Below are 17,556 nucleotides of genomic sequence, written 5' to 3'. Positions count from 1 at the left end.
CGTCGGCTCCGGCGCCGAGCGTGGCCCAGCCGCCGCCGGTGGCCGGGTCCCGCAGGACGGCGATCTGCGGCAGCCCCGCCTCCCTGGTGAGCGCCGACTGGCGTGCCACCCGCTGGAGCTGGGTCAGCGCGATCATGCCCTCCTGCATCCGGCTGCCGCCGGTCGCGATCAGCGGCACGACCGGCAGCCGGTGCGCGCGGGCCTGCGCGTACGCCGCCTCCAGCCGGTCTCCGGTGCGCTCGCCCAGCGAGCCGCCGAGGAAGCCGAACTCGAAGGCGATCAGCACGGCCGGGGCGCCGTCCACGGTCGCGGTGCCGCAGACGACGGACTCCTCCTCGCCGGTGCGCTCGGCGGCACGGGCGCGCGAGGCGTCGTAGCCCTGCCAGCCGAGGGGGCCGTCCGGCGCGGACTCCCGCTCCGGGACGGGCAGTTCCGCGAAGCTCCCGGCGTCCGCGACGAGCGCGAGGATCTCCCGTGCCGAGCGCCGCTCAGGCATCGGCCAGCGCCCGCTTCATGATCTTCCCCATGTCGTTGCGGGGGAGCGCGTCCAGGTAGCGGACGACCCGCGGGCGCTTGTGCGGGGCGAGCCGCCGGGCCACGTGGTCCGCCAGCTCCTCGGCGGCGGGCGGTGCCTGCGGGTCCGCCGGGACGATCCAGGCGACGATTCGCTCGCCCAGGTCCGCGTCCGGCTCCCCCGTGACCGCCGCCTCCCGCACCCCCGGGTGCTCCAGCAGCGCGTTCTCGATCTCGCCCGCCCCGATCTTGTACCCGCCGCTCTTGATCAGGTCGGTGGCCTTGCGCCCCACGATCCGCACGTACCCGTCCGCCTCGCGCACGGCCATGTCCCCGGTGCGGAACCAGCCGTCGGCGGTGAACGCGGCGGCCGTCGCGTCGGGGCGGTTCAGGTACTCGGTGAACAGGTTCGGGCCGCGCACCTGGATCTCGCCGACGCTCTCCCCGTCGTACGCGGCGATCTCCGTGCCGTCCTCCTCCACCAGCCGCAGCTCCACGCCCGGCAGCGGCACCCCCACCGTGCCGGCCCGCGCCTCGCCGTCGGCGCGCACGCTGGTGTTCATCAGGGTCTCCGTCATGCCGTACCGCTCGATCACCCGGCGCCCGGTGGCCGCCGCGATCCGCTCGTGGTCGTGCACGGGCAGCGCGGCCGAGCCCGACACCAGCAGCCGGGCCCCGCCGAGCGCCTTGGCCAGCCCGGGGTCGTCCGGCAGCGCCTCGGCGATGCGGTGGTACATCGTCGGCACCCCGAACAGCATGGTCGCGCCGCTCGCCAGCTCGCGGGCCACGCCCTCGGTGGAGAACCGCCCCAGGTGCCGCACGGAGCCGCCGCGCCGCAGCGGCCCCAGGGTCCCCAGCACGAGCCCGTGCACATGGAACAGCGGCAGCCCCTGGACCAGAACGTCCGCCTCCGTCCACTGCCAGGCGTCGGCGAGCGCGTCCAGGGTCGCGGCCAGGGCGCGGCGCGGGATGACGGCGCCCTTGGGCGGGCCGGTGGTGCCGGAGGTGTAGACGATCAGCGCGGGATCGCCGTCCTTGGCCCCGTCCCCCGGGGCGGTGCCGGCGGCGGACGCGTCGACGTCGAGGCGCTCCACGTCGCCGAGGACAGGGGGCAGTTCGGCGCCGGGGGCGGCGAGCACGAGCGAGGGCGCGCTGTCGGAGAGGATGTGCGCCAGCTCCTTCTCGCCCGACTTCGGGTTCAGCGGCACCGCGGCCGCCCCGGCGAGCAGCACGCCCGTGACGGCGACGGCGGTCTCCAGCTCGGGCGTGGCCCACACGGCGACCCGGGCCGCCCCGTGCAGCCGGGCGGCGAGCGCGCTCGCCGCGCCCGCCAGTTCGCCGTACGTCAGCGACCGTTCGCCGAACCGCAGCGCGACCCGCTCGCGCGGACCGTCCGCCAGGGCGGGAAAGAGGGAGGACACGCGGCGCACTCCTTGGGTCTCGGGGACGTCAGCATCCTTCCTACACCAGGAGTCTCGTCCCGACGACCGTGCTCAGGTCGGGCGCGAGGCGCAGCTCGGTCGCCCGCAGCGCGGGATGCTCCAGCCAGTGCAGCCGGGCCCGGTCGACCCGGCCGTCGTGCACCGGAGGCCAGCCGGCCACGGGCGTGAAGTCGTCCACGACGACCGTCCCGCCCGGCGCCAGCAGCCGCTCGACGTCGGCCGGCCGGTCCCCGGGCGCCTTCCCCTGCCCGCCGCCGTCCAGAACGAGCAGGTCGAACGGGCCGTACTCCTCGATCCGCCGCCAGTCGCCGGTGAGCACGGTGACCTCGTCGCGGCCGGCGAACACCTCCCGGGCCGCCCGCGCCCGATCCGCGTCCCGCTCCACGCCGTACAGGCGCACCCCCGGCGCCGCCCCCGACAGCAGCCACGCCAGCCCCACGCCGAGCCCGGTCCCGGTCTCCCCGATCCGCCCGCGCGCCCCGCCCGCCAACGCGTGCAGCAGGCGTCCCTGCTCGGGGCGGCAGGAGTGGGGGAAACCGTGGGCGCGGGCGGCGGCGAGGGCACGCCTCACGAGCGGCGGCAGACCGTCCTGTCCGGTGTACGCGTCGGTACCGGAAGTCGCCATGCCACCACTTCTACCCGACCGGTGCGGTTCAGCGGGACGGCGCCACCACGTCGGCGACGACACAGCTCACGTTGTCGGGGCCGCCCGCCGCGTTCGCCTCGTCCACCAGCAGCCCCACCACCGCCTCGGGGTCCGGCTCCGCCGCCAGCAACTGCCTGATCCGCTCGTCCGGCACCACCTCCGTGAGCCCGTCCGAGCACAGCAGGTACCGGTCGCCCTCCAGCGGCTCCTGCAGCCGCAGGTCCGGCACCGGGTCCATGCCCCGGGCCAGGGCCTTGAGCAGCAGCAGCGACCCCGGCTCCACGCGGTGGTCCTGGGTGATCCGGTACAGCTCGCCCCGCCGCAGCAGATACGCCCGCGAGTCCCCGATGTGGACCAGGGCCAGCCGTGCCCCCGTCCACAGCAGAGCGGTCAGCGTGGTGCCGGCGTCCTCGGCCCCGCCCGGCAGGTCCTGTACGGCCTCGCCCGCGGCGCGCACCGCGTCCTCCAGCACGCTCAGCACACCGTCCGAGGGCAGTTCCTCGGCCTCGTCCAGGAACCGCAGCGCCTCCACGGCGGCGCCGCTCGCGGGCGCCCCCGCCGGGCCGAACCCGTCGGCGACGGCGAGCAGCCTGCGGCCGGCGTACACCGTGTCCTGGTTGGCGGGGCGGACCAGCCCCCGGTCGGAGTGGGCGAAATAGCGCAGTTCCAGCATGATGGGTTCCCTTCTCGATTCGCCGCTCAGCTGGTCGACGAGGAACGCGGCGAGGTCCCGCCGCACGGCGGTCTCCGCCTCGACGCGGACCCAGAACGCGCGGATCTCCCGTGCGGCCTGCGCCGGGTCCAGCGCGCACACCGCGCGGATCTCCGCGAGCGGCATGCCCAGCCGCCGCAGCCAGGCCACGAGCCGGGCCTGCGCCAACTGGCCGGGCGCGTAGTACCGGTAGCCGGTGTCCGGGTCGACCCGGGCCGGCCGCAGCAGCCGCAGCTCGTCGTACAGCCGCAGGGCCTTCGGCGACAGCCGGCTCACCCTGGCGAACGCGCCGATCGTCAGCAGTTCCATGCCCACCTCGCGCCTCTCGTCGTCCGCCACCGATGCTGGGGCTTCACCGAAGGTGAAGGTCAAACACGCTTCTCCGGTTCCGCGGCCGATTGTTAGCCTCGCCCCTGATCGAACCCCCGATCGAACCATCCGATCGAACCCTCGACCGCACGCCGATCGACCCGCCGTACGACAGGAGCCCGCCGTGGTCCGCATAGCCCTCGCCACCTACGACCCCGGCGCCGAGCCGGGCAAGGACACCGACCTGCCGGTGCTGGTGCGGGCGCTCACGGACGCCGGCGCGCGGGCGGAGGCCCGGTACTGGGACGACCCGGACGCGGACTGGGCCGGATACGACCTGGTCGTCATCCGCTCGACCTGGGACTACAGCTGGCGCGTCGAGGACTTCATGGCCTGGCTGGAGCGCGTGGACAGGGCGACCCGCGTCGCCAATCCGGCCGACGTGGTGCGCTGGAACGCCGACAAGCGGTATCTCGGGGAGCTGGCGGCGGCCGGTGTGCCCACCGTCCCCACGCGCTACATCGCCCCGGGCGAGAGCGCCGGTCTCCCGGCGGACCACGAGTACGTGATCAAGCCGACCTCCGGCGCGGGCGCCCGGTTCGCCGCCCGGTACACGCCCGCCGATCACGACGCGGCGCTACGGCACCTGGAGCGGATGCACGCCGAGGGCTTCACCGCGATGGTGCAGCCCTACCTCGCGGGCATCGACGTCACCGGGGAGCGGGCGCTGCAGTTCTTCGGCGGCCGGCTGCTGCACGCGAGCCGGAAGGGCGCCGTGCTGTCCCCCGGGACGCCGTACGACGCCGACAAGGTCGCCCACCCCGGCCTGGTGCCCTGGCGGCCGACGGACGCCGAACTCGCCGTCGCCGAGAAGGCGTTGGCGGCCGTGCCCGGCAGCGCCGAACCGCTCTGCGCGCGCGTGGACCTCGCCGACGGGGAGGACGGCGCGCCCCGCCTGATGGAGCTGGAACTGATCGAGCCGAACCTCTTCCTGTCGCTGCACCCGGACTCCCTGCCCCGCGTCACGGAGGCGATCCTGGCGGCGGCAGGGGAGTAGCCCGGGGCGCCACGGCGAGAGCCAGTTGGCCGGGGCGCCACGGCGGGGGCGGGCTCAGGTCACGACGGCCGTCCGCTGCAGCAGCCCCCAGGTGAACTCGGCGACCACCTCGTGCCGTGCGCCGTCCCGGCCGGGCGCGGTGAAGCCGAGGCCCCACCGACCGGGCGCGGTGCCCTCCAGCGGGCGGGCCGGGGCGAAGGCGCGCGCGGCCTCGTCCACCGTGCAGGACCAGGGCATGAGGTCCTCCAGGGTGCGCAGGTCGGGGGCGGGCGCGCCCGGCGCGCGCACCAGCCACTCGTGCCACACGCCCCCGTCCGGCCCGACCAGCACCTCGAAGCGCAGGTCGGGCCAGAGCGGCAGGGCCCAGCGCCGGGCCTCGCAGTCGACGTCGCCCAGTCGGCGCGCCAGCACGGACTCGGGTTCGCCGAGGACCGAGCGGTACCGGGCGGCGGCGGACCGGGCCCTGGGGGAGCGGACCATCGCCTGCCACCGCTTGTTGGTCTCCCGCATGTCCGCGATCGACGCGCCCAGCCGCCGCCGCGCGTCCTCCACCAGATCCGGGTTGTGGTCGGCCATGCGGCGCAGCAGCACGAGCTGGAAGTCGAGACTCATTCCCCCATGGTGCCGACCCCGTGCGGCCATTGCCCGCACACCTGTCCATGACTAGCCTGTGTTCGTCATGCCGATCGTCTGTTGATATCTCGAACAGGTATTGCGAGACAGGCGCTTACACCCAAGGGAGGGGGCCGGACGTGGGACGCCTTGTGCCTGCCGTGACCCGGGCTCTCGACATTCTGGAGCTGTTCCTCGACGGGGACGGGACGCTCTCCGCCCCCGACATCGTGCGCAGGCTGCAACTGCCGCGCACCACCGTGCACGAGCTGGTCACCACGCTCGCCGCACGCTCGTACATCGTGCCCGTGCCGGGACAGCCCGGACGGTACCGGCTCGGCGTGCGGCCGTACCAGCTCGGCAGCCGCTACGCCGAGCAGCTGGACCTCGCCGCCGAGGGCCAGCAGGTGGCCCGCTCGGTCGCCGAGACCTGCGACGAGACCGTCCACGTGGCCATCCTGGAGGGCACCGACGTCATCTACATCGCCAAGGTCGACTCCACGCACGCGGTCCGCATGGTCTCGGCGGCCGGCCGGCGGCTGCCGGCCCACTGCACCTCCGTCGGCAAGATGCTGCTGGCCTCCCTGCCCGAGCAGGAGCTGGCCGCGCGCATCCCGGACGGGGCCGAGCTGGCCGCGATGACCCCGAACAGCATCACCGACCCGGCCGCGCTGCGGGCGGCCCTGGCGCAGATCCGGGAGCGGGGCCTCGCGGTGGAGAGCCGCGAGTCCAACCCGGACGTAAGCTGTGTCGCCGCCCCGGTGCGCGACCGCACCGGCCAGGTGGTGGCCGCGCTGTCCATCTCCGTCCCCATGATCCGCTGGAGCGACGAACGCCGGGCCGAGCTGGAGCAGCTCGCGGCGAAGGGCGCGGCGGAACTGTCGGAACGGCTTGGGCATCGGAGCATGGCATGACAACGGCATACGAGGTCGCGGTACGGGCCGAGGCGAGCCTCGGCGAGGGCCCGACCTGGGACGCGGCCGCGGGCCGCCTGATCTGGCTCGACATCCTGGGCATGCGGGTGAACACGTACGACCCCGCGTCGGGCCGCCGCACCACCCGTACGACGGAACAGCACGTCGGCGCGGCCAAGCCGCGGGCGGGCGGGGGCCTGGTGCTGAACCTGCGGGACGGGGTCGGCCTGGTGGACCCCGACGGCACCTTCCGCTGGCTGCACCACGAGCCGGTGCCGGGCCGCCGCGGCAACGACGCCGCCGTCGCCCCCGACGGCTCCCTGTGGGCCGGCACCATGCGGTACGACGAGGCCACCGGGGGCGGCACGCTGACCCGCGTGACGGCCGACGGAAAGGCGCACACGGTCCTGTCCGACGTCACCGTCAGCAACGGCACCGGCTGGAGCCCGGACGGCCGCCTGATGTACTACTGCGACACCCCCACGCGTCGCGTGGACGTCTTCGACTACGACGGCGAAGGCGTCCGCAACCGCCGGGTCCTGACGGAGATCGAGGAGGGCGCGGGCTTCCCGGACGGGCTCACGGTCGACGCCGACGGGTGTGTGTGGGTGGCGCTGTGGGACGGCGGGGCGGTGCGCCGCTACACGCCCGACGGCACGCTGGACCGGGTGATCCGGCTGCCTGCCGCGCGGACGACCGCCTGCGCCTTCGGCGGCGCCGCGCTGACCGACCTCTACGTCACCACGGCCCGTGTGGGGCTGTCCGCCCCGCATCCCCTCGCGGGTTCGGTGCTGGTGGTGCCCGGCGCCGGCCAGGGCCTCCCCCAGCCGGCGTTCACGGGCTGACCCCGGGATGGTCTCCCGCGCGCTGGCCCGACGGGCGGAGGACAGGCTTCTCCAGAACTCCTTGAACCAGTTCCGTCGAGCCCTGGAGCGATCTGGCGAGAGCGAGATGGAAGAGGCGCTGCATGAGGTGCACGACAGCAGCCATCGGATCGCGGAGGTGGGACCGGACGAGGTGCACCGCATCGGCCGCCTGCCGGTGTGGCGTTGAGAGGCCGCGTGCGGGCATGGAAATGCCCCCGGCAGCCAGAGGGGCGAAAGGGCCTGTCAGAAGGATTACCAGCCGTCTTCCTGGCTGTCGCCATCGGTGCCGTCGAGGACGAAGCCGCGGTGCGCCTCCGTCTCGACGTAGTCGCCAGCGAGAGAGCCGGGGTGTGCGGCGGGTGCGAAGTCGTCGGCTCGCCTCATCGGTCGCGCTTCGGGTCGGGTGGGAGCCCGTACACCACTTGCCAGGACGCAACCCGCCGGTCACCCGATTGTCAGACCCTCGGCCTACCGTGCTCGGCATGGACGACATGAGCCCGCAGGAAGTGGGAGCCCGCTTCGGCGCGGTGATCCTCGGGGCAGAGCTGAGCGAGGAGCCGCCTCCGCCAGACTCCCCCCTCGGCCGGGTCAGGGCATGGGGCGAGCAGTACGGCACGGAGAGGCTGACTCCCGAGCACGTACGGGCAGCGATCGAAGGTCGGCGGCTCCCGCCTCCCGGCTGAGCCCGGAGCACGACAGAGCCCCCGCGTCTCGAAGCTGAGGACGGGGGCTCTGGTTACGGGGTCAGGCAGGGCGCGTGCGACTCCACCGATTCCGGGCTCTCACGTCGGCGAGTAGCTGTTGTGCCTGCTCCTCCTCGCGCTCACGCTGTGCCCGATGTCTCCAGCACTCGCACGGCGGCCAAACGGAGGTCATGAGCGCGGGCAGGTCATCGCTGGAGCGGTACGCCTTCTCGGGCTCCCAGGTCTTCCCAGAGTCGCGGCTGACTCGAATGGTCATCAGCGTCACGGGCTCCTGCTTGGCCTCGGTCTCCTTGGTCATGCGGCGCAGTCCTCGGTTTGCCGCCGAACCTGCTCCCCGAAGGCCCGGAAGTGCGGGCGGACAAGGTCGACGGTCTCGGCCTCGATGACGTAGCAGGAGGGCAGCCCCCGGCCCGGACGGCGGACTACGCGGGCGCCTCGGACTCCTGCGTCCAGCCGGGCAGCGAGGGGCGCCGAGGTGGGCTTCTGCGGCTTCCTGTGCCTGTGCCTGCCTGTGCCACGGGTGATCAGGGCCAGTAGTGTGCGCAGCATCGTTGTTCGACTCCTTGCAGTCGACGGCGTAGGGCCTCGGTCGGGTCGCATCCGGCCGGGGCTCGCTTCGCTTGTGCAGCTCTGAGTATGACGCAGTATGACGCAGTTGTCCGCAGCTTGACGCAGCCTGCCCGAGCGGGCTCCTGTTGGCCGCCGCAGGATGGGCTCATGACCGACACACCAGGACTCCCGCTGTACCGGTGGCAGGAAGTTGCCGCAGACCTTCGCGAGCAGATCAAGAGCGGACGCCTGCCGGTCGGTGCTCGGCTCCCCGGGGAACGACTCCTGTGCGAGGAGTACGGCGCAGCCCTCGGCACCGTCCGTCGAGCCGTGCGGGAGCTGAAGGAACAGGGCCTGATCGCCTCTCTGCCGGCCAAGGGCACGTACGTCATCGCAGTACCCGAGGGAGACGGCGAAACCCAGCCAGCGGGTGACTGACGGGGTCTGCGAAGGGTGAGTCTGCCGTCAGACGTTGGCGGCCCTCACCTTCCGGTGCATGTTCGCCGGGGTGACGATGGCGACGCGTCCGAAGTGAGCCCGCATGGTCGCCTCGGTCTCGACGGCGTTCGCCTCGGGCAGGTCGACGAGCGGGAGGACGTACGGCAGCTCCTCACGGTGAACGATGACCGTCACTCCCCGCAGCGATGTACTCGGCGTTGCGCTCGGCGTCCGTCGTCGGCGTCGCCCAGCGCTGGGCTGAGGTCTGGCCAGTCGCCACCTCTTCCCACCGGTCCGGGGTCGACGGGAGCGCCACCAGTTCCGTGCGCCTGCTCGACAGCTTGGCATACTGCTCGCGGGTACTCCGCCTCGCCGAGATCGTCGGCATACAGACCGGCCGCTCGGTCCTCTCGCAGGTCGGCCAGGGCGTGGCCGAGAGCCGCGATCTCCTTGTCATGGTTGACGCCGGGGACGAACTCCCGACGAACGATCTCGGCGCCCCCCACGGTCGCCAGGAAGCCGGTACGGACGAGCTCTTCGAGCTTGCACGCGTTGAAGCTCTTCGAGTTGCCGCAGCCCTGGCCGGGCTTGGCGTAAGAGCTGCACCGGTAGGACGTGTGAGCCTCGTTCGCCCGAGGGTTGCGGTACGAGGCTCGGCCGCACTCGCAGGAGACGACTCCGAGCAGTTCCGCGCGGTCGCGTCGGTTGCTGGTGCGCTTGCTCGACAGCCGTAACGGTGGCCTCGCAGTCATAGAAGCGGATCACGTCGCCAACCTCGACGGCAGGAGCGTCCTCGGTCACCTCAGCCTCGGCAGGCTTCACGGTGCGCTCGAAGCGAGAGCCGGGGTGGAGCTGTTCGCCGCACGGAAGGCGTAGCACTCACCCACGGCGTACATGCCATCGAGGGTGAAGCCCAGCTCTGCCGCCGACTCGGAGGACAGCTCAACCTCGACCGTCTGAGCGTCGGTGTCGACGGAGGCAGAGACGATCTCCCGCTCATCGTGCATGGCGTCGGTCGTGACGACCATGCCGGGCTTCAGGTCACGGGCGGGGAAGAGAGTCCCACTCACCCTCGCCGATGCGCTCGACGTGCCGGTGTGCAAGCTCCTTCACGTCCGCGAGTCGACAGCCGGTGAAGCCGTGACCGAGGCCGACCACGGTCCCGTGCCCTGCGTTGCCGTCCTTGCGTGCCGTAGCGATGCACTTGCCGTCGTGGGTGGCGTAGTAGCTGCCGGCCGCGTCCTTGTGCCAGGTGATGTCCACGGGGTTCGTGTCCTTCGGTCCTGGTCAGGCCCTTGTGGCTCCGATCCCGGGCCGTTGTGGACTGTCCGGGTTCCGCTGGGGCGGCACGGGTGGGCGCGGCGGGCACCCGTCGGCGCCGGGTCGCGCGGCTCGCCCCTCGGCGGGCGGCAGCCGGGGCCTGTTCAGGAGGGGATGCTCTCCGTCGCGGCTCCCGCGCGGGAGCGCACCGCCTCCAGGTCCCCCGCCCGGCGCAGCGCACGCGAAATCGCGCCGATCTCCCGCAACAGGCCTGTTGGATCAGAGCCGTTGTCACCCGGCCCCGGCGCGGAGTGTTCCGTTTCGATCGCGTCCAGGAGCCCCACCGCCGCCGCCAGGGCGCGCGCCCGCTCGGGCGGGTGGCCGAGGGCGAGGGCGGCCTCGTACGACCTGTGCCTCAGGTCGGTGTCGAGGCGCCGCGCCAGCGGCAGCAGCGTGTCCCGGATGAACGTCTCGCGCCGGGTCAGCCGGAGCTCCGGCGTGGCCCGCAGGGCGAACGGCACCGACGCACCGCTCACCGCGCACATCAGCCGGTACAGCGGCCGCAGTTCACGGTGCGCGAGCCGGATCCGCCAGCGGTCGTGCAGGAACTGGCCGGCGTGCGGCAGGATGAAGCCGGCCGCGACCAGGATGGCGGACAGCGAGGCGACGGGCGGGGACAGGTCCGTGCTCAGCCAGTCCAGGTCCCGCCCGCGCCACCGCGCGAAGACGGCCGTCAGCTTGGCCGCGTCGTAGATCAGGTTCAGCGCATACCCGCCGCCCAGCAGCCGCAGCCCCCAGCGCAGCCACGCGTCCAGGCCCGCGGCGTGCGCCCAGTTCCAGATCAGCCGGGACGTGATCAGACAGGCCACGGTGTGCGCGAGGAGGTAGAGCAGGATCTCCTCGCGCATGAACGGCGTACGGGCGTAGTACGTGTCCAGGTCCCGCACCCGCTCCACGGGCGCGACGGCGAGCAGGAACAGCACCCACAGCGCGACGATCACCCCGGCGTACGCCGAGACCACCCGGCGCCGGGCGCGCCGGGTGACGGCCGAGCGGTCGGACCGGCCGTTGCGCCAGGTGACGATGAGCAGCAGGCAGGAGCCGGACATCGCGGTGATGAGCGAATAGCACCACGGCGCCGCGATGTTGGGCACCCCGGCCAGCCGGTTCACCCGGGCGATCATGGACGGCATGCAGAACACGAACACCGCGCAGGCGAGCAGCAGCAGTCCGCCGACCGCGCGCAGCAGCGGGTCCCGCCAGAGCCGGATGATCGTGGGGAGCTTGATCAGCAGGGCCGCGGTGAGCACGGCGGTGGGGACCCAGAAGGAGATGTAGAGCTCGCCCAGGACCGCCGAGGGGTCGAGCGCCAGCGGCGTCACCGCGCGGCTCCGCCCCGTCCGCGGTAGCCGAGGGCGCGTTGCAGCGGGTCCGGCGGGGCCTCGCCGGTGCCGGACAGCCGGGCGCGGAACAGCGTGGCCAGGCGGTGCCCGAAGTCGTCGGCCTCGGCCTCGTCCGCCTCCCGGGAGCCGTTGCGGGCGGCCACCGTGAGGGCGTCCCGCCAGCCGGGCGCGTCGGCGAGCGCACGGGCCGCCGCGGCCCCGGCCAGGTGATGGTGCCGGTGCCCGGCGTGCAGATGCCACAACTCATGGCCCAGAATGACCAGTTGCTGTATCTCCTCGGCCCGCTCCTCCACGATGACCAGGTCGAAGTCGGCGAACTCCACCCAGAGCCCGGTGACCTCGATCTCGTCCGGGAAGCGCTCGAAGCGCAGCTCCAGCGGGCGCCCGTCGCGCAGCGCGCTCATCTCCTCGCACAGCGCCCGGCACAACTCCCGTATCCCCTCGGGCGGCTCGGGCCGGGCGCGGACCGCGGCGGCGAGGTCGCCGGCCAGCGCGCGCATCGCCGAACCCGGGCGGGGGCGCCGCAGCCGTGCGGCCAGGTGCGCCGCCCGCCCTCGCGCGCCCGCGATGCCCATGTATCCCCCTTCTCGCCGCCGGGGTGCGGCCGGTCCGAGCGTACGCGCCCGGTGGTGTCCGCGTCAGGCGATCCCGGCGAGAACGGTTCACGGTGCAACCATCTGTGGGCCCGCGCCCGGCCCCTCTTCCGCGGCGCGAGCCGGCCGGCGTGGGGGACCGGTCAGCGGCCGGGGGAGGGCACCGGGGTCACCGGCACCCCTCCGGCCGCCCGGCCCAGCAGGGTCAGGCGCACCGTGCCCGGTCCGGACAGCGTGGTGAACTCCGAAAGGACCGCCAGCGCCAGGGTGTTGGTGCCCCGGGTGCGCAGGATGCCGTTCGGCAGCACGAAGGTGTGCTGCGGGCCGACGTCGTTGATGTACTGGCCCATGTTCCAGCCGTTGAGGAAGATCTGCGCCCGGTAGGACCGGTACGGGTCGTCCTCCAGGGTCAGGCCGATCGAGGCGTCGAGGTCGCCCGGCACCGACAGCCGGAACGTGGTCCGGTACCAGGTCACGCCCTGGCGCCGCTCGGCCCGCGGGAAGGACACGGCCTCCCAGTCGTGGTCGGGGAAGCCGGGCAGGTGCCACCCCTGCCGCTCGCCGTACAGGCCGCCGTTGTTCATCGGCCCGCGCACGGGGTCGGGCGCGGCCTCGCCCTGGATGCGCCAGGTGACCTCCGGCGCGGCGCCCGTGAAGGTGGCCGCCGTCAGGCCGCGGGCCGCCTTGTGGGTGTCGCGCGCGTTGCCGTCCTCGTCGTGCTGCATGCGCCGCACCAGCACCGACAGCACGTGCCGGCCGGGGGAGCGCAGTCGCTCGCGCACCGGGAAGACCGCCGTGGCCGTCCAGCTGCCCTGGCGGACCGTGTCCTGGTCCGGCACCGGCATCCGGTGGGTGCCGAGCGGCTCGCCGTCCAGCCACGCCATCAGCAGCCCCTGCGTGCCGGTGCTGTAGGCGAGCGAGACCTGTTCCATGCCGGTGGAGTCGGTGAAGGTGCCCCGGTACCAGACGTCCCCGTAGTGGAAGCCGTAGTCGTCGGCGAACAGCACCGGCCGGCCCTCGGGGACGGGCGTGGTGCTGAACGACGTGGTCCGGTCGGCGACCTGCCAGGCGGAGTCGTCGAAGCTCGGCCCGGCCTCCGGGTTCTCCGTCCGCATCCGCCAGCCGTCCAGTTCGGGCAGCCGCACCTCGGGCACGGCGGGCAGCAGCCCGGTGGTCATCAGGCTGCCGGACATGGTCACCCGGGTGGGCAGGGTCCGCCCGTTCCACACCAGGGTGTCGATGCCGCGCGGCCCCCACACCTCCACGCTCGTCGTCTCGGTGACGTCACCGGTCAGATGCACCTGCGAGCCGCGGACCTCGACGTGGCGCAGCAGCGCCGGGCCGTACACCAGCACGGTCCCGGACGGGGTGTCGTACGGGAACATGCGGACGGCGGTGGCGTCGTCGGCGAAGAGCAGCAGCAGCGGAACGTCGCTCTCGCCCTTCTGCACCAGCACCCGGGTCAGGCCGCCCTGGCCCAGCGGGACGTTCACGTGCAGGTCGTCGGTGAGGACCCAGGCGGCCTCCGGGTCCAGGCGCATGATCTCCGGGGCGACCGGGCACTTCAGCACCAGCTCGGCCATCTCGTCGCGCGGCCCGGCGAACACGGCGATGTCCTGCCGGCCGGCGTTGACGCACATGGCCGGCTGCACGGAGGCGTACTTCAGCCTCCGCCGGCCCAGCGACAGGTTGGTGGTCAGCAGCTTGGCGTCCCTGGCCGGCACGGTGATCCGCACGCGGCCCTCGGAGGTCGGCAGGTCGGTGGTGACCGTCCGCGTGCCGTCGTTGCGGGCGACGTACACATGGGCGCCGGTGTCCGGGTTGGTCAGGTGGTAGACCTTCAGCCCCTCGGCCTCGACGTCGGCCGCCCGGTCCAGCTTGGCGAAGTCGGGGACGCGCTGCACCAGGTGCCCGAGCTCGTGCATCGGGGCGATCTTGCCGGTGACGTTGCGCGCCTCGTCGATCGCCGCGCCGTAGTCGTACGACGTGTAGACGACCGGCGCGGGCAGCCAGCCCCACGAGGTCCCGCCGAAGGTCATGTACACGTTGTGCAGGGTGAGCCCGTTGGCGAGGTTGGTCAGGTAGAAGCGGCGCTCGTAGGCGGCGTCCCGGGTGCGCCGCACCTCGGCGTAGCCCTTGCCGTCGAACGAGGCCCCGCCCCACGGATCGAACCAGCCGCCCCCGAACTCGGGCACGAACCCGGGCGTGGACGGCGAGGCACTGGCCCCGCCCTTCGGGCCGCCGGGGCCGAACGTCCCCCAGTCCGGCGGGGTCTGCGACGGCGAGGGGTACCCGTCGAACCCGTACAGCCAGCCGCCCTGCTCGCCGCCGGTGTCGAAGGACCCGGGGACCCAGTGACCGTTGCGGCCCTTGTCGTTGTGGAAGAGGGGGACGTCGATCCCGTCCGCCCGGACCTTCTTGTACAGATGGGACATATAAGCGCGACCGGTCGCGTCGCCGGCGTGCGCGTCGTACTCGTTCTCGATCTGGTAGAGCAGGACCGTTCCGGTACCCCGCGTGAACAGGTGCCTGCGGGCTATCCGGTTCACGTGCGTCAGCCACTCGTCCACGTGCGCCAGGTAGCCGGGGTCGTCGGTGCGCGCGGTCCCCTTCGTCGCCGTGAGCCAGCCGGGGAAGCCGCCCGCGTCGACTTCCGCGTTGATGTACGGCCCGGGCCGCAGGACGACGTACAGCCCCGTCTCGGCGGCCGTGCGCAGGAACAGGTCGAGGTCCCGGACGCCGGTGAAGTCGTACCGGCCGGGGGCGGGGGAGTGGTAGTTCCACGCCACGTAGACGCTGACGGCGTTGTAGCCGTGCGCCCGCATCTTCTGCAGCACGTCCCGCCACAGGGACGGGCTGGGCAGCCGGAAGGGATGCAGCTCGCCGGACCACAGCACCAGCCGCCTGCCGTCGACGAGCAGGGAGTAGCGGTCGTACCCGATGGTGTGCCGCGCGCCGTCCGCGCGGGGCGGGGCGGGCGCCGGGCCGGTCGGCACCGTGCGCGCCGCGTACGCCGAAGGCGCCCCGGTGCCGGCGCTGCCGCCGAGGGCGAGGCCGAGCGCGGCCGAGCCGGCCAGGGCACTGAAGGTACGTCTGCTGAGCGCCAAGGTGGATCCTCCCGGGCGATCGTACGGGGCGCGGGTGCGGCATGCTCCACCGCGGGCGCGGCCCGCAAGGGACCCATGAGGTCTCGGCGCGGGCGGACCGCGCGGTACGGGCGGTGCTGGAGCGGGCCGTACGGCAGGGTAACGGCCCGGTGAAGGCAGAGGAAATCGCCGCCGTGCGGGACATCCCGCACGTGTTCCCGGAGGGCGTCCTCGGCGACCTCGGGCGGGCCGGGACCGTCGCCGCCCTCGCGGCCGGTGCGCCGCCCGAACCGGTCAGGTCCCCGGTCGCGGAACCGGCGGCCTGGGAGATCCCGTGGGGCCCGGGCGCGTGCGCTTGTGAAAACCCCGATGTGAATGGCCGGAGTTCGACCTGCCGGAGCGGAGCGGGCGTTTCTACGATTCCCACGCCTCCTCCCCCTGTTCACAGTTGTCGCACAGTTCCTTCAAACCGGGCGGACGGGACGGAGGCTCACCCCCCACTCGACTACCGGGAGAAACCATGGCTGGTGGGCTCCTCCTGAGCGGCGCGGTGGCCGCTCTCCTCACCACGGCACTGCCCGTGCAGACGTCGTCGCCGGTGTTCGACGACCCGCCTCCGGACAAGATCGTCATCAACATCGCGACCGTGAACGGCTCGGGCTGTCCCCAGGGCACGGCCGCCGTGGCCGTGTCCCCGGACAACACGGCCTTCACGGTGACCTACAGCTCCTATCTCGCCCAGGTCGGCGGCAACTCCGACCCGACCGCGTTCCGCAAGAACTGCCAGCTCAACCTGGTGGTCCACGTGCCCCAGGGCTTCACCTACGCGGTCGCCAGCGCCGACTACCGGGGCTTCCTCTCGCTCCAGCCCGGCGCGGCCGCCACACAGAAGGCGTCGTACTACTTCCAGGGCTCGTCGAACACCGTGCCCAGATCCCACCCCTTCAACGGCCCCTACAACGACGACTGGCAGGCCACCGACAGCACGGACTGGGGCCAGCTGGTCTGGGCCCCCTGCGGGGTCCTGCGCAACTTCAACATCAACACCGAGCTCCGCGTGAGCGCGGGGAGCTCCGCCCCGGACAAGGTCAGCTTCATGACCATGGACTCCACGGACGGGGACATCAGCACGGTGTACCACCTGGCGTGGAAGGAGTGCCCGCACAGCTAGCGGCCTGAATCGCCAGGTTCGGCATGATTCGTCCGGGTCCGGAGCATCGCGCCGGAGCGCGCCGAGGGGACCGCCCTTCACGGAGCCGCCCCGCCGGCCGCGCACCCGCCCGGGAGCGCTCCGCACGTCGCGGCGGTCCCGGGATGCGGCCCGGACGACTCGTGCGACGCCCTGCGGGCGGCGTCCCGCGGAGGAACACGGGTGCCGACGCCGACGCCGAGCACCCCGAGCCGCAGTCGGCGGCCATTCTTTGCGAGATGCATACCGAGATGCATACCGAGACGCATACGAAGGGAAGTCTTCCGCGTCGCGAAAGACTTCCGGCCGCGGGCATCCGCACCTCGGGTGTCCGGGCGCTGCGCACCGCCGAGGCCGGTCGAGGAGCCATGTCACCCCAACCCCCACACACGACACGTCGGCACAGCACGACACGAAACAGGTGAGAGCATGCGCCGACGCAGGGTCGACGACGAGGCGATGGCCCGGCTCTTCAGACCGCAGCGGACGGACCGCGGACTGCTGGTCTCCGTCGTCGGCTTCGACGGCTCAGGCAAGACCACGCAGATCGAACGGGTCGCCGAGGCCCTGCGCGCCCGGGGTCGCGAGGTGGTCGAGACCCGCCAGCCCACCGACTGGTACCGGGAACTGGCCGACGTCCGGACCTTCCACGACTCGGGCGGCTCCGTGGAGACCGCGCACATCCTCGCCCTGCTCGCGGCCGCCGACCGCCGCCGGCACGTCCAGGAGGTCATCGACCCGGCCCTGGAGCGCGGCGCGGTCGTGCTGTGCGACCGGTACGTGTACGCGACCTTCGGCGTCTTCGTGCACCGCGGCGTCGACTTCCGCCTGCTGGCCGACATCAACCAGGGGATTCCGCGGCCGGACCACGCCTTCTATCTCGAGCTGCCCACCGAGGAGCTGCTGCGCCGGCTCCGGGACCGGGACGGCGACCGGCTCAAGCACGAGGAGAAGTGCGTCGAGCGGATCGAGTCGATTGTGCGCACCTACGAGGAGCTGGGCTCGGAGCTGGTCCGCATCGACGGCACGGCGGCCCGTGAAGAGGTCACGGCGCAGATCCTTCGGCACATCGAGGGCTGAGCGAAACCGGGGGCCGGGCGGACGCCCCTTAGCCCGCCTGCCCCATCCCCGCCGCGTTCGGCCAGCTCTGGGCGTTGGGCCAGCCCGTCGCCGGGGCCGGTGTCAGGCCCTGGGCGGGGACGGGTGCCGGGGCGGTCATGCCGCGGACCTGGGCTGCGGTGAGGCCGCCGCGGGCCGGGACCC

21 protein-coding genes are annotated in these 17,556 nt (G+C 73.1%); 8 read left to right on the top strand and 13 right to left on the bottom strand.

Annotated elements, in window-relative coordinates:
* The 4 genes from ACLU3S_RS28555 to ACLU3S_RS28540 form a co-directional block, all read right to left on the bottom strand.
* Nucleotides 1-496: carboxyl transferase domain-containing protein (locus ACLU3S_RS28555; protein ID WP_413954842.1), on the bottom strand; the 496-nt coding region annotated here is incomplete at its 3' end.
* Nucleotides 489-1,934 carry an acyl-CoA synthetase gene (locus ACLU3S_RS28550; RefSeq protein ID WP_413954841.1) on the bottom strand — a complete coding sequence of 482 codons (1,446 nt, stop codon included), beginning with the start codon at nt 1,932-1,934 and terminating at the stop codon, nt 489-491. The genes ACLU3S_RS28555 and ACLU3S_RS28550, both read right to left, overlap by 8 nt.
* A gap of 40 nt (nt 1,935-1,974) precedes the next feature.
* Entirely contained in the window at nt 1,975-2,580 is a 606-nt protein-coding gene (locus tag ACLU3S_RS28545; RefSeq protein ID WP_413954840.1) for an O-methyltransferase, read from the bottom strand.
* Between the two features lie 28 nt (nt 2,581-2,608).
* Nucleotides 2,609-3,622, bottom strand: a complete 1,014-nt coding sequence (locus ACLU3S_RS28540; RefSeq protein WP_413954843.1) for a MerR family transcriptional regulator — start codon at nt 3,620-3,622, stop codon at nt 2,609-2,611.
* A gap of 184 nt (nt 3,623-3,806) precedes the next feature.
* On the opposite strand from ACLU3S_RS28540, the gene ACLU3S_RS28535 reads away from it, so the two are divergent.
* Complete coding sequence (locus tag ACLU3S_RS28535; protein WP_413954839.1) at nt 3,807-4,679, top strand: ATP-grasp domain-containing protein; 873 nt, start codon at nt 3,807-3,809, stop codon at nt 4,677-4,679.
* Between the two features lie 54 nt (nt 4,680-4,733).
* Here ACLU3S_RS28535 and ACLU3S_RS28530 read toward each other — a convergent pair whose 3' ends face one another.
* The gene (locus tag ACLU3S_RS28530) at nt 4,734-5,291 is read right to left on the bottom strand and encodes a hypothetical protein (RefSeq protein WP_413954838.1); all 558 of its coding nucleotides are present in this window, start codon (nt 5,289-5,291) and stop codon (nt 4,734-4,736) included.
* Nucleotides 5,292-5,431: 140 nt separating this feature from the next.
* On the opposite strand from ACLU3S_RS28530, the gene ACLU3S_RS28525 reads away from it, so the two are divergent.
* The 3 genes from ACLU3S_RS28525 to ACLU3S_RS28515 all read left to right on the top strand — a co-directional run bounded on the left by ACLU3S_RS28525 (nt 5,432) and on the right by ACLU3S_RS28515 (nt 7,258).
* The gene (locus ACLU3S_RS28525) at nt 5,432-6,205 is read left to right on the top strand and encodes an IclR family transcriptional regulator (protein ID WP_413954837.1); all 774 of its coding nucleotides are present in this window, start codon (nt 5,432-5,434) and stop codon (nt 6,203-6,205) included.
* On the top strand, nt 6,202-7,050 hold the full coding sequence (locus ACLU3S_RS28520; RefSeq protein ID WP_413954836.1) for an SMP-30/gluconolactonase/LRE family protein: 849 nt from the start codon (nt 6,202-6,204) through the stop codon (nt 7,048-7,050). Before ACLU3S_RS28525 ends, ACLU3S_RS28520 begins: the two co-directional genes overlap by 4 nt.
* 61 nt (nt 7,051-7,111) lie before the next feature.
* Nucleotides 7,112-7,258 (top strand): hypothetical protein, encoded by a 147-nt coding sequence (locus tag ACLU3S_RS28515; RefSeq protein WP_413954835.1) that lies wholly within the window; start codon nt 7,112-7,114, stop codon nt 7,256-7,258.
* A gap of 65 nt (nt 7,259-7,323) precedes the next feature.
* Here the strand turns inward: ACLU3S_RS28515 and ACLU3S_RS28510 are convergent, their stop codons facing one another.
* On the bottom strand, nt 7,324-7,455 hold the full coding sequence (locus tag ACLU3S_RS28510) for a hypothetical protein (RefSeq protein ID WP_413954834.1): 132 nt from the start codon (nt 7,453-7,455) through the stop codon (nt 7,324-7,326).
* A gap of 98 nt (nt 7,456-7,553) precedes the next feature.
* Here ACLU3S_RS28510 and ACLU3S_RS28505 point away from each other — a divergent pair, with 98 nt between their 5' ends.
* The gene (locus ACLU3S_RS28505; RefSeq protein ID WP_413954833.1) at nt 7,554-7,754 is read left to right on the top strand and encodes a hypothetical protein; all 201 of its coding nucleotides are present in this window, start codon (nt 7,554-7,556) and stop codon (nt 7,752-7,754) included.
* A gap of 61 nt (nt 7,755-7,815) precedes the next feature.
* On the opposite strand, the gene ACLU3S_RS28500 is transcribed toward ACLU3S_RS28505, so the two are convergent.
* Nucleotides 7,816-8,073 (bottom strand): hypothetical protein, encoded by a 258-nt coding sequence (locus tag ACLU3S_RS28500; protein ID WP_413954832.1) that lies wholly within the window; start codon nt 8,071-8,073, stop codon nt 7,816-7,818.
* A gap of 419 nt (nt 8,074-8,492) precedes the next feature.
* Between ACLU3S_RS28500 and ACLU3S_RS28495 the strand changes: the two genes are divergently transcribed.
* Nucleotides 8,493-8,762, top strand: coding sequence for a GntR family transcriptional regulator (locus ACLU3S_RS28495; protein WP_413954831.1), 270 nt, complete (start codon nt 8,493-8,495; stop codon nt 8,760-8,762).
* Nucleotides 8,763-8,789: 27 nt separating this feature from the next.
* On the opposite strand, the gene ACLU3S_RS28490 is transcribed toward ACLU3S_RS28495, so the two are convergent.
* The 6 genes from ACLU3S_RS28490 to ACLU3S_RS28465 all read right to left on the bottom strand — a co-directional run bounded on the left by ACLU3S_RS28490 (nt 8,790) and on the right by ACLU3S_RS28465 (nt 15,125).
* Nucleotides 8,790-8,957 carry a hypothetical protein gene (locus ACLU3S_RS28490; protein ID WP_413954830.1) on the bottom strand — a complete coding sequence of 56 codons (168 nt, stop codon included), beginning with the start codon at nt 8,955-8,957 and terminating at the stop codon, nt 8,790-8,792.
* A 623-nt stretch (nt 8,958-9,580) separates the two neighbouring features.
* Nucleotides 9,581-9,790 (bottom strand): hypothetical protein, encoded by a 210-nt coding sequence (locus ACLU3S_RS28485; protein ID WP_413954829.1) that lies wholly within the window; start codon nt 9,788-9,790, stop codon nt 9,581-9,583.
* Between the two features lie 13 nt (nt 9,791-9,803).
* Entirely contained in the window at nt 9,804-10,025 is a 222-nt protein-coding gene (locus ACLU3S_RS28480; RefSeq protein ID WP_413954828.1) for a hypothetical protein, read from the bottom strand.
* Between the two features lie 161 nt (nt 10,026-10,186).
* Nucleotides 10,187-11,404, bottom strand: a complete 1,218-nt coding sequence (locus tag ACLU3S_RS28475; protein ID WP_413954827.1) for an MAB_1171c family putative transporter — start codon at nt 11,402-11,404, stop codon at nt 10,187-10,189.
* Nucleotides 11,401-12,000 carry a toxin-antitoxin system, toxin component family protein gene (locus tag ACLU3S_RS28470; RefSeq protein WP_413954826.1) on the bottom strand — a complete coding sequence of 200 codons (600 nt, stop codon included), beginning with the start codon at nt 11,998-12,000 and terminating at the stop codon, nt 11,401-11,403. The genes ACLU3S_RS28475 and ACLU3S_RS28470 overlap by 4 nt, the downstream gene beginning before the upstream one ends.
* A gap of 161 nt (nt 12,001-12,161) precedes the next feature.
* Nucleotides 12,162-15,125: a beta-galactosidase gene (locus ACLU3S_RS28465; protein WP_413954825.1), complete on the bottom strand. Its 2,964-nt coding sequence runs from the start codon at nt 15,123-15,125 to the stop codon at nt 12,162-12,164.
* A 499-nt stretch (nt 15,126-15,624) separates the two neighbouring features.
* Between ACLU3S_RS28465 and ACLU3S_RS28460 the strand changes: the two genes are divergently transcribed.
* Complete coding sequence (locus ACLU3S_RS28460) at nt 15,625-16,275, top strand: DUF4360 domain-containing protein (protein WP_413954824.1); 651 nt, start codon at nt 15,625-15,627, stop codon at nt 16,273-16,275.
* Between the two features lie 447 nt (nt 16,276-16,722).
* Nucleotides 16,723-17,373, top strand: coding sequence for a dTMP kinase (gene tmk / locus ACLU3S_RS28455; protein WP_413954823.1), 651 nt, complete (start codon nt 16,723-16,725; stop codon nt 17,371-17,373).
* Nucleotides 17,374-17,556: the final 183 nt, after the last annotated feature.

Source organism: Streptomyces sp. AF1A (genome assembly GCF_047340315.1).
Lineage (GTDB): Bacteria > Actinomycetota > Actinomycetes > Streptomycetales > Streptomycetaceae > Streptomyces.
The sequence above is the reverse complement of the archived record's forward strand: the minus strand, read 5'-3'. Positions and strand labels throughout refer to the sequence as shown.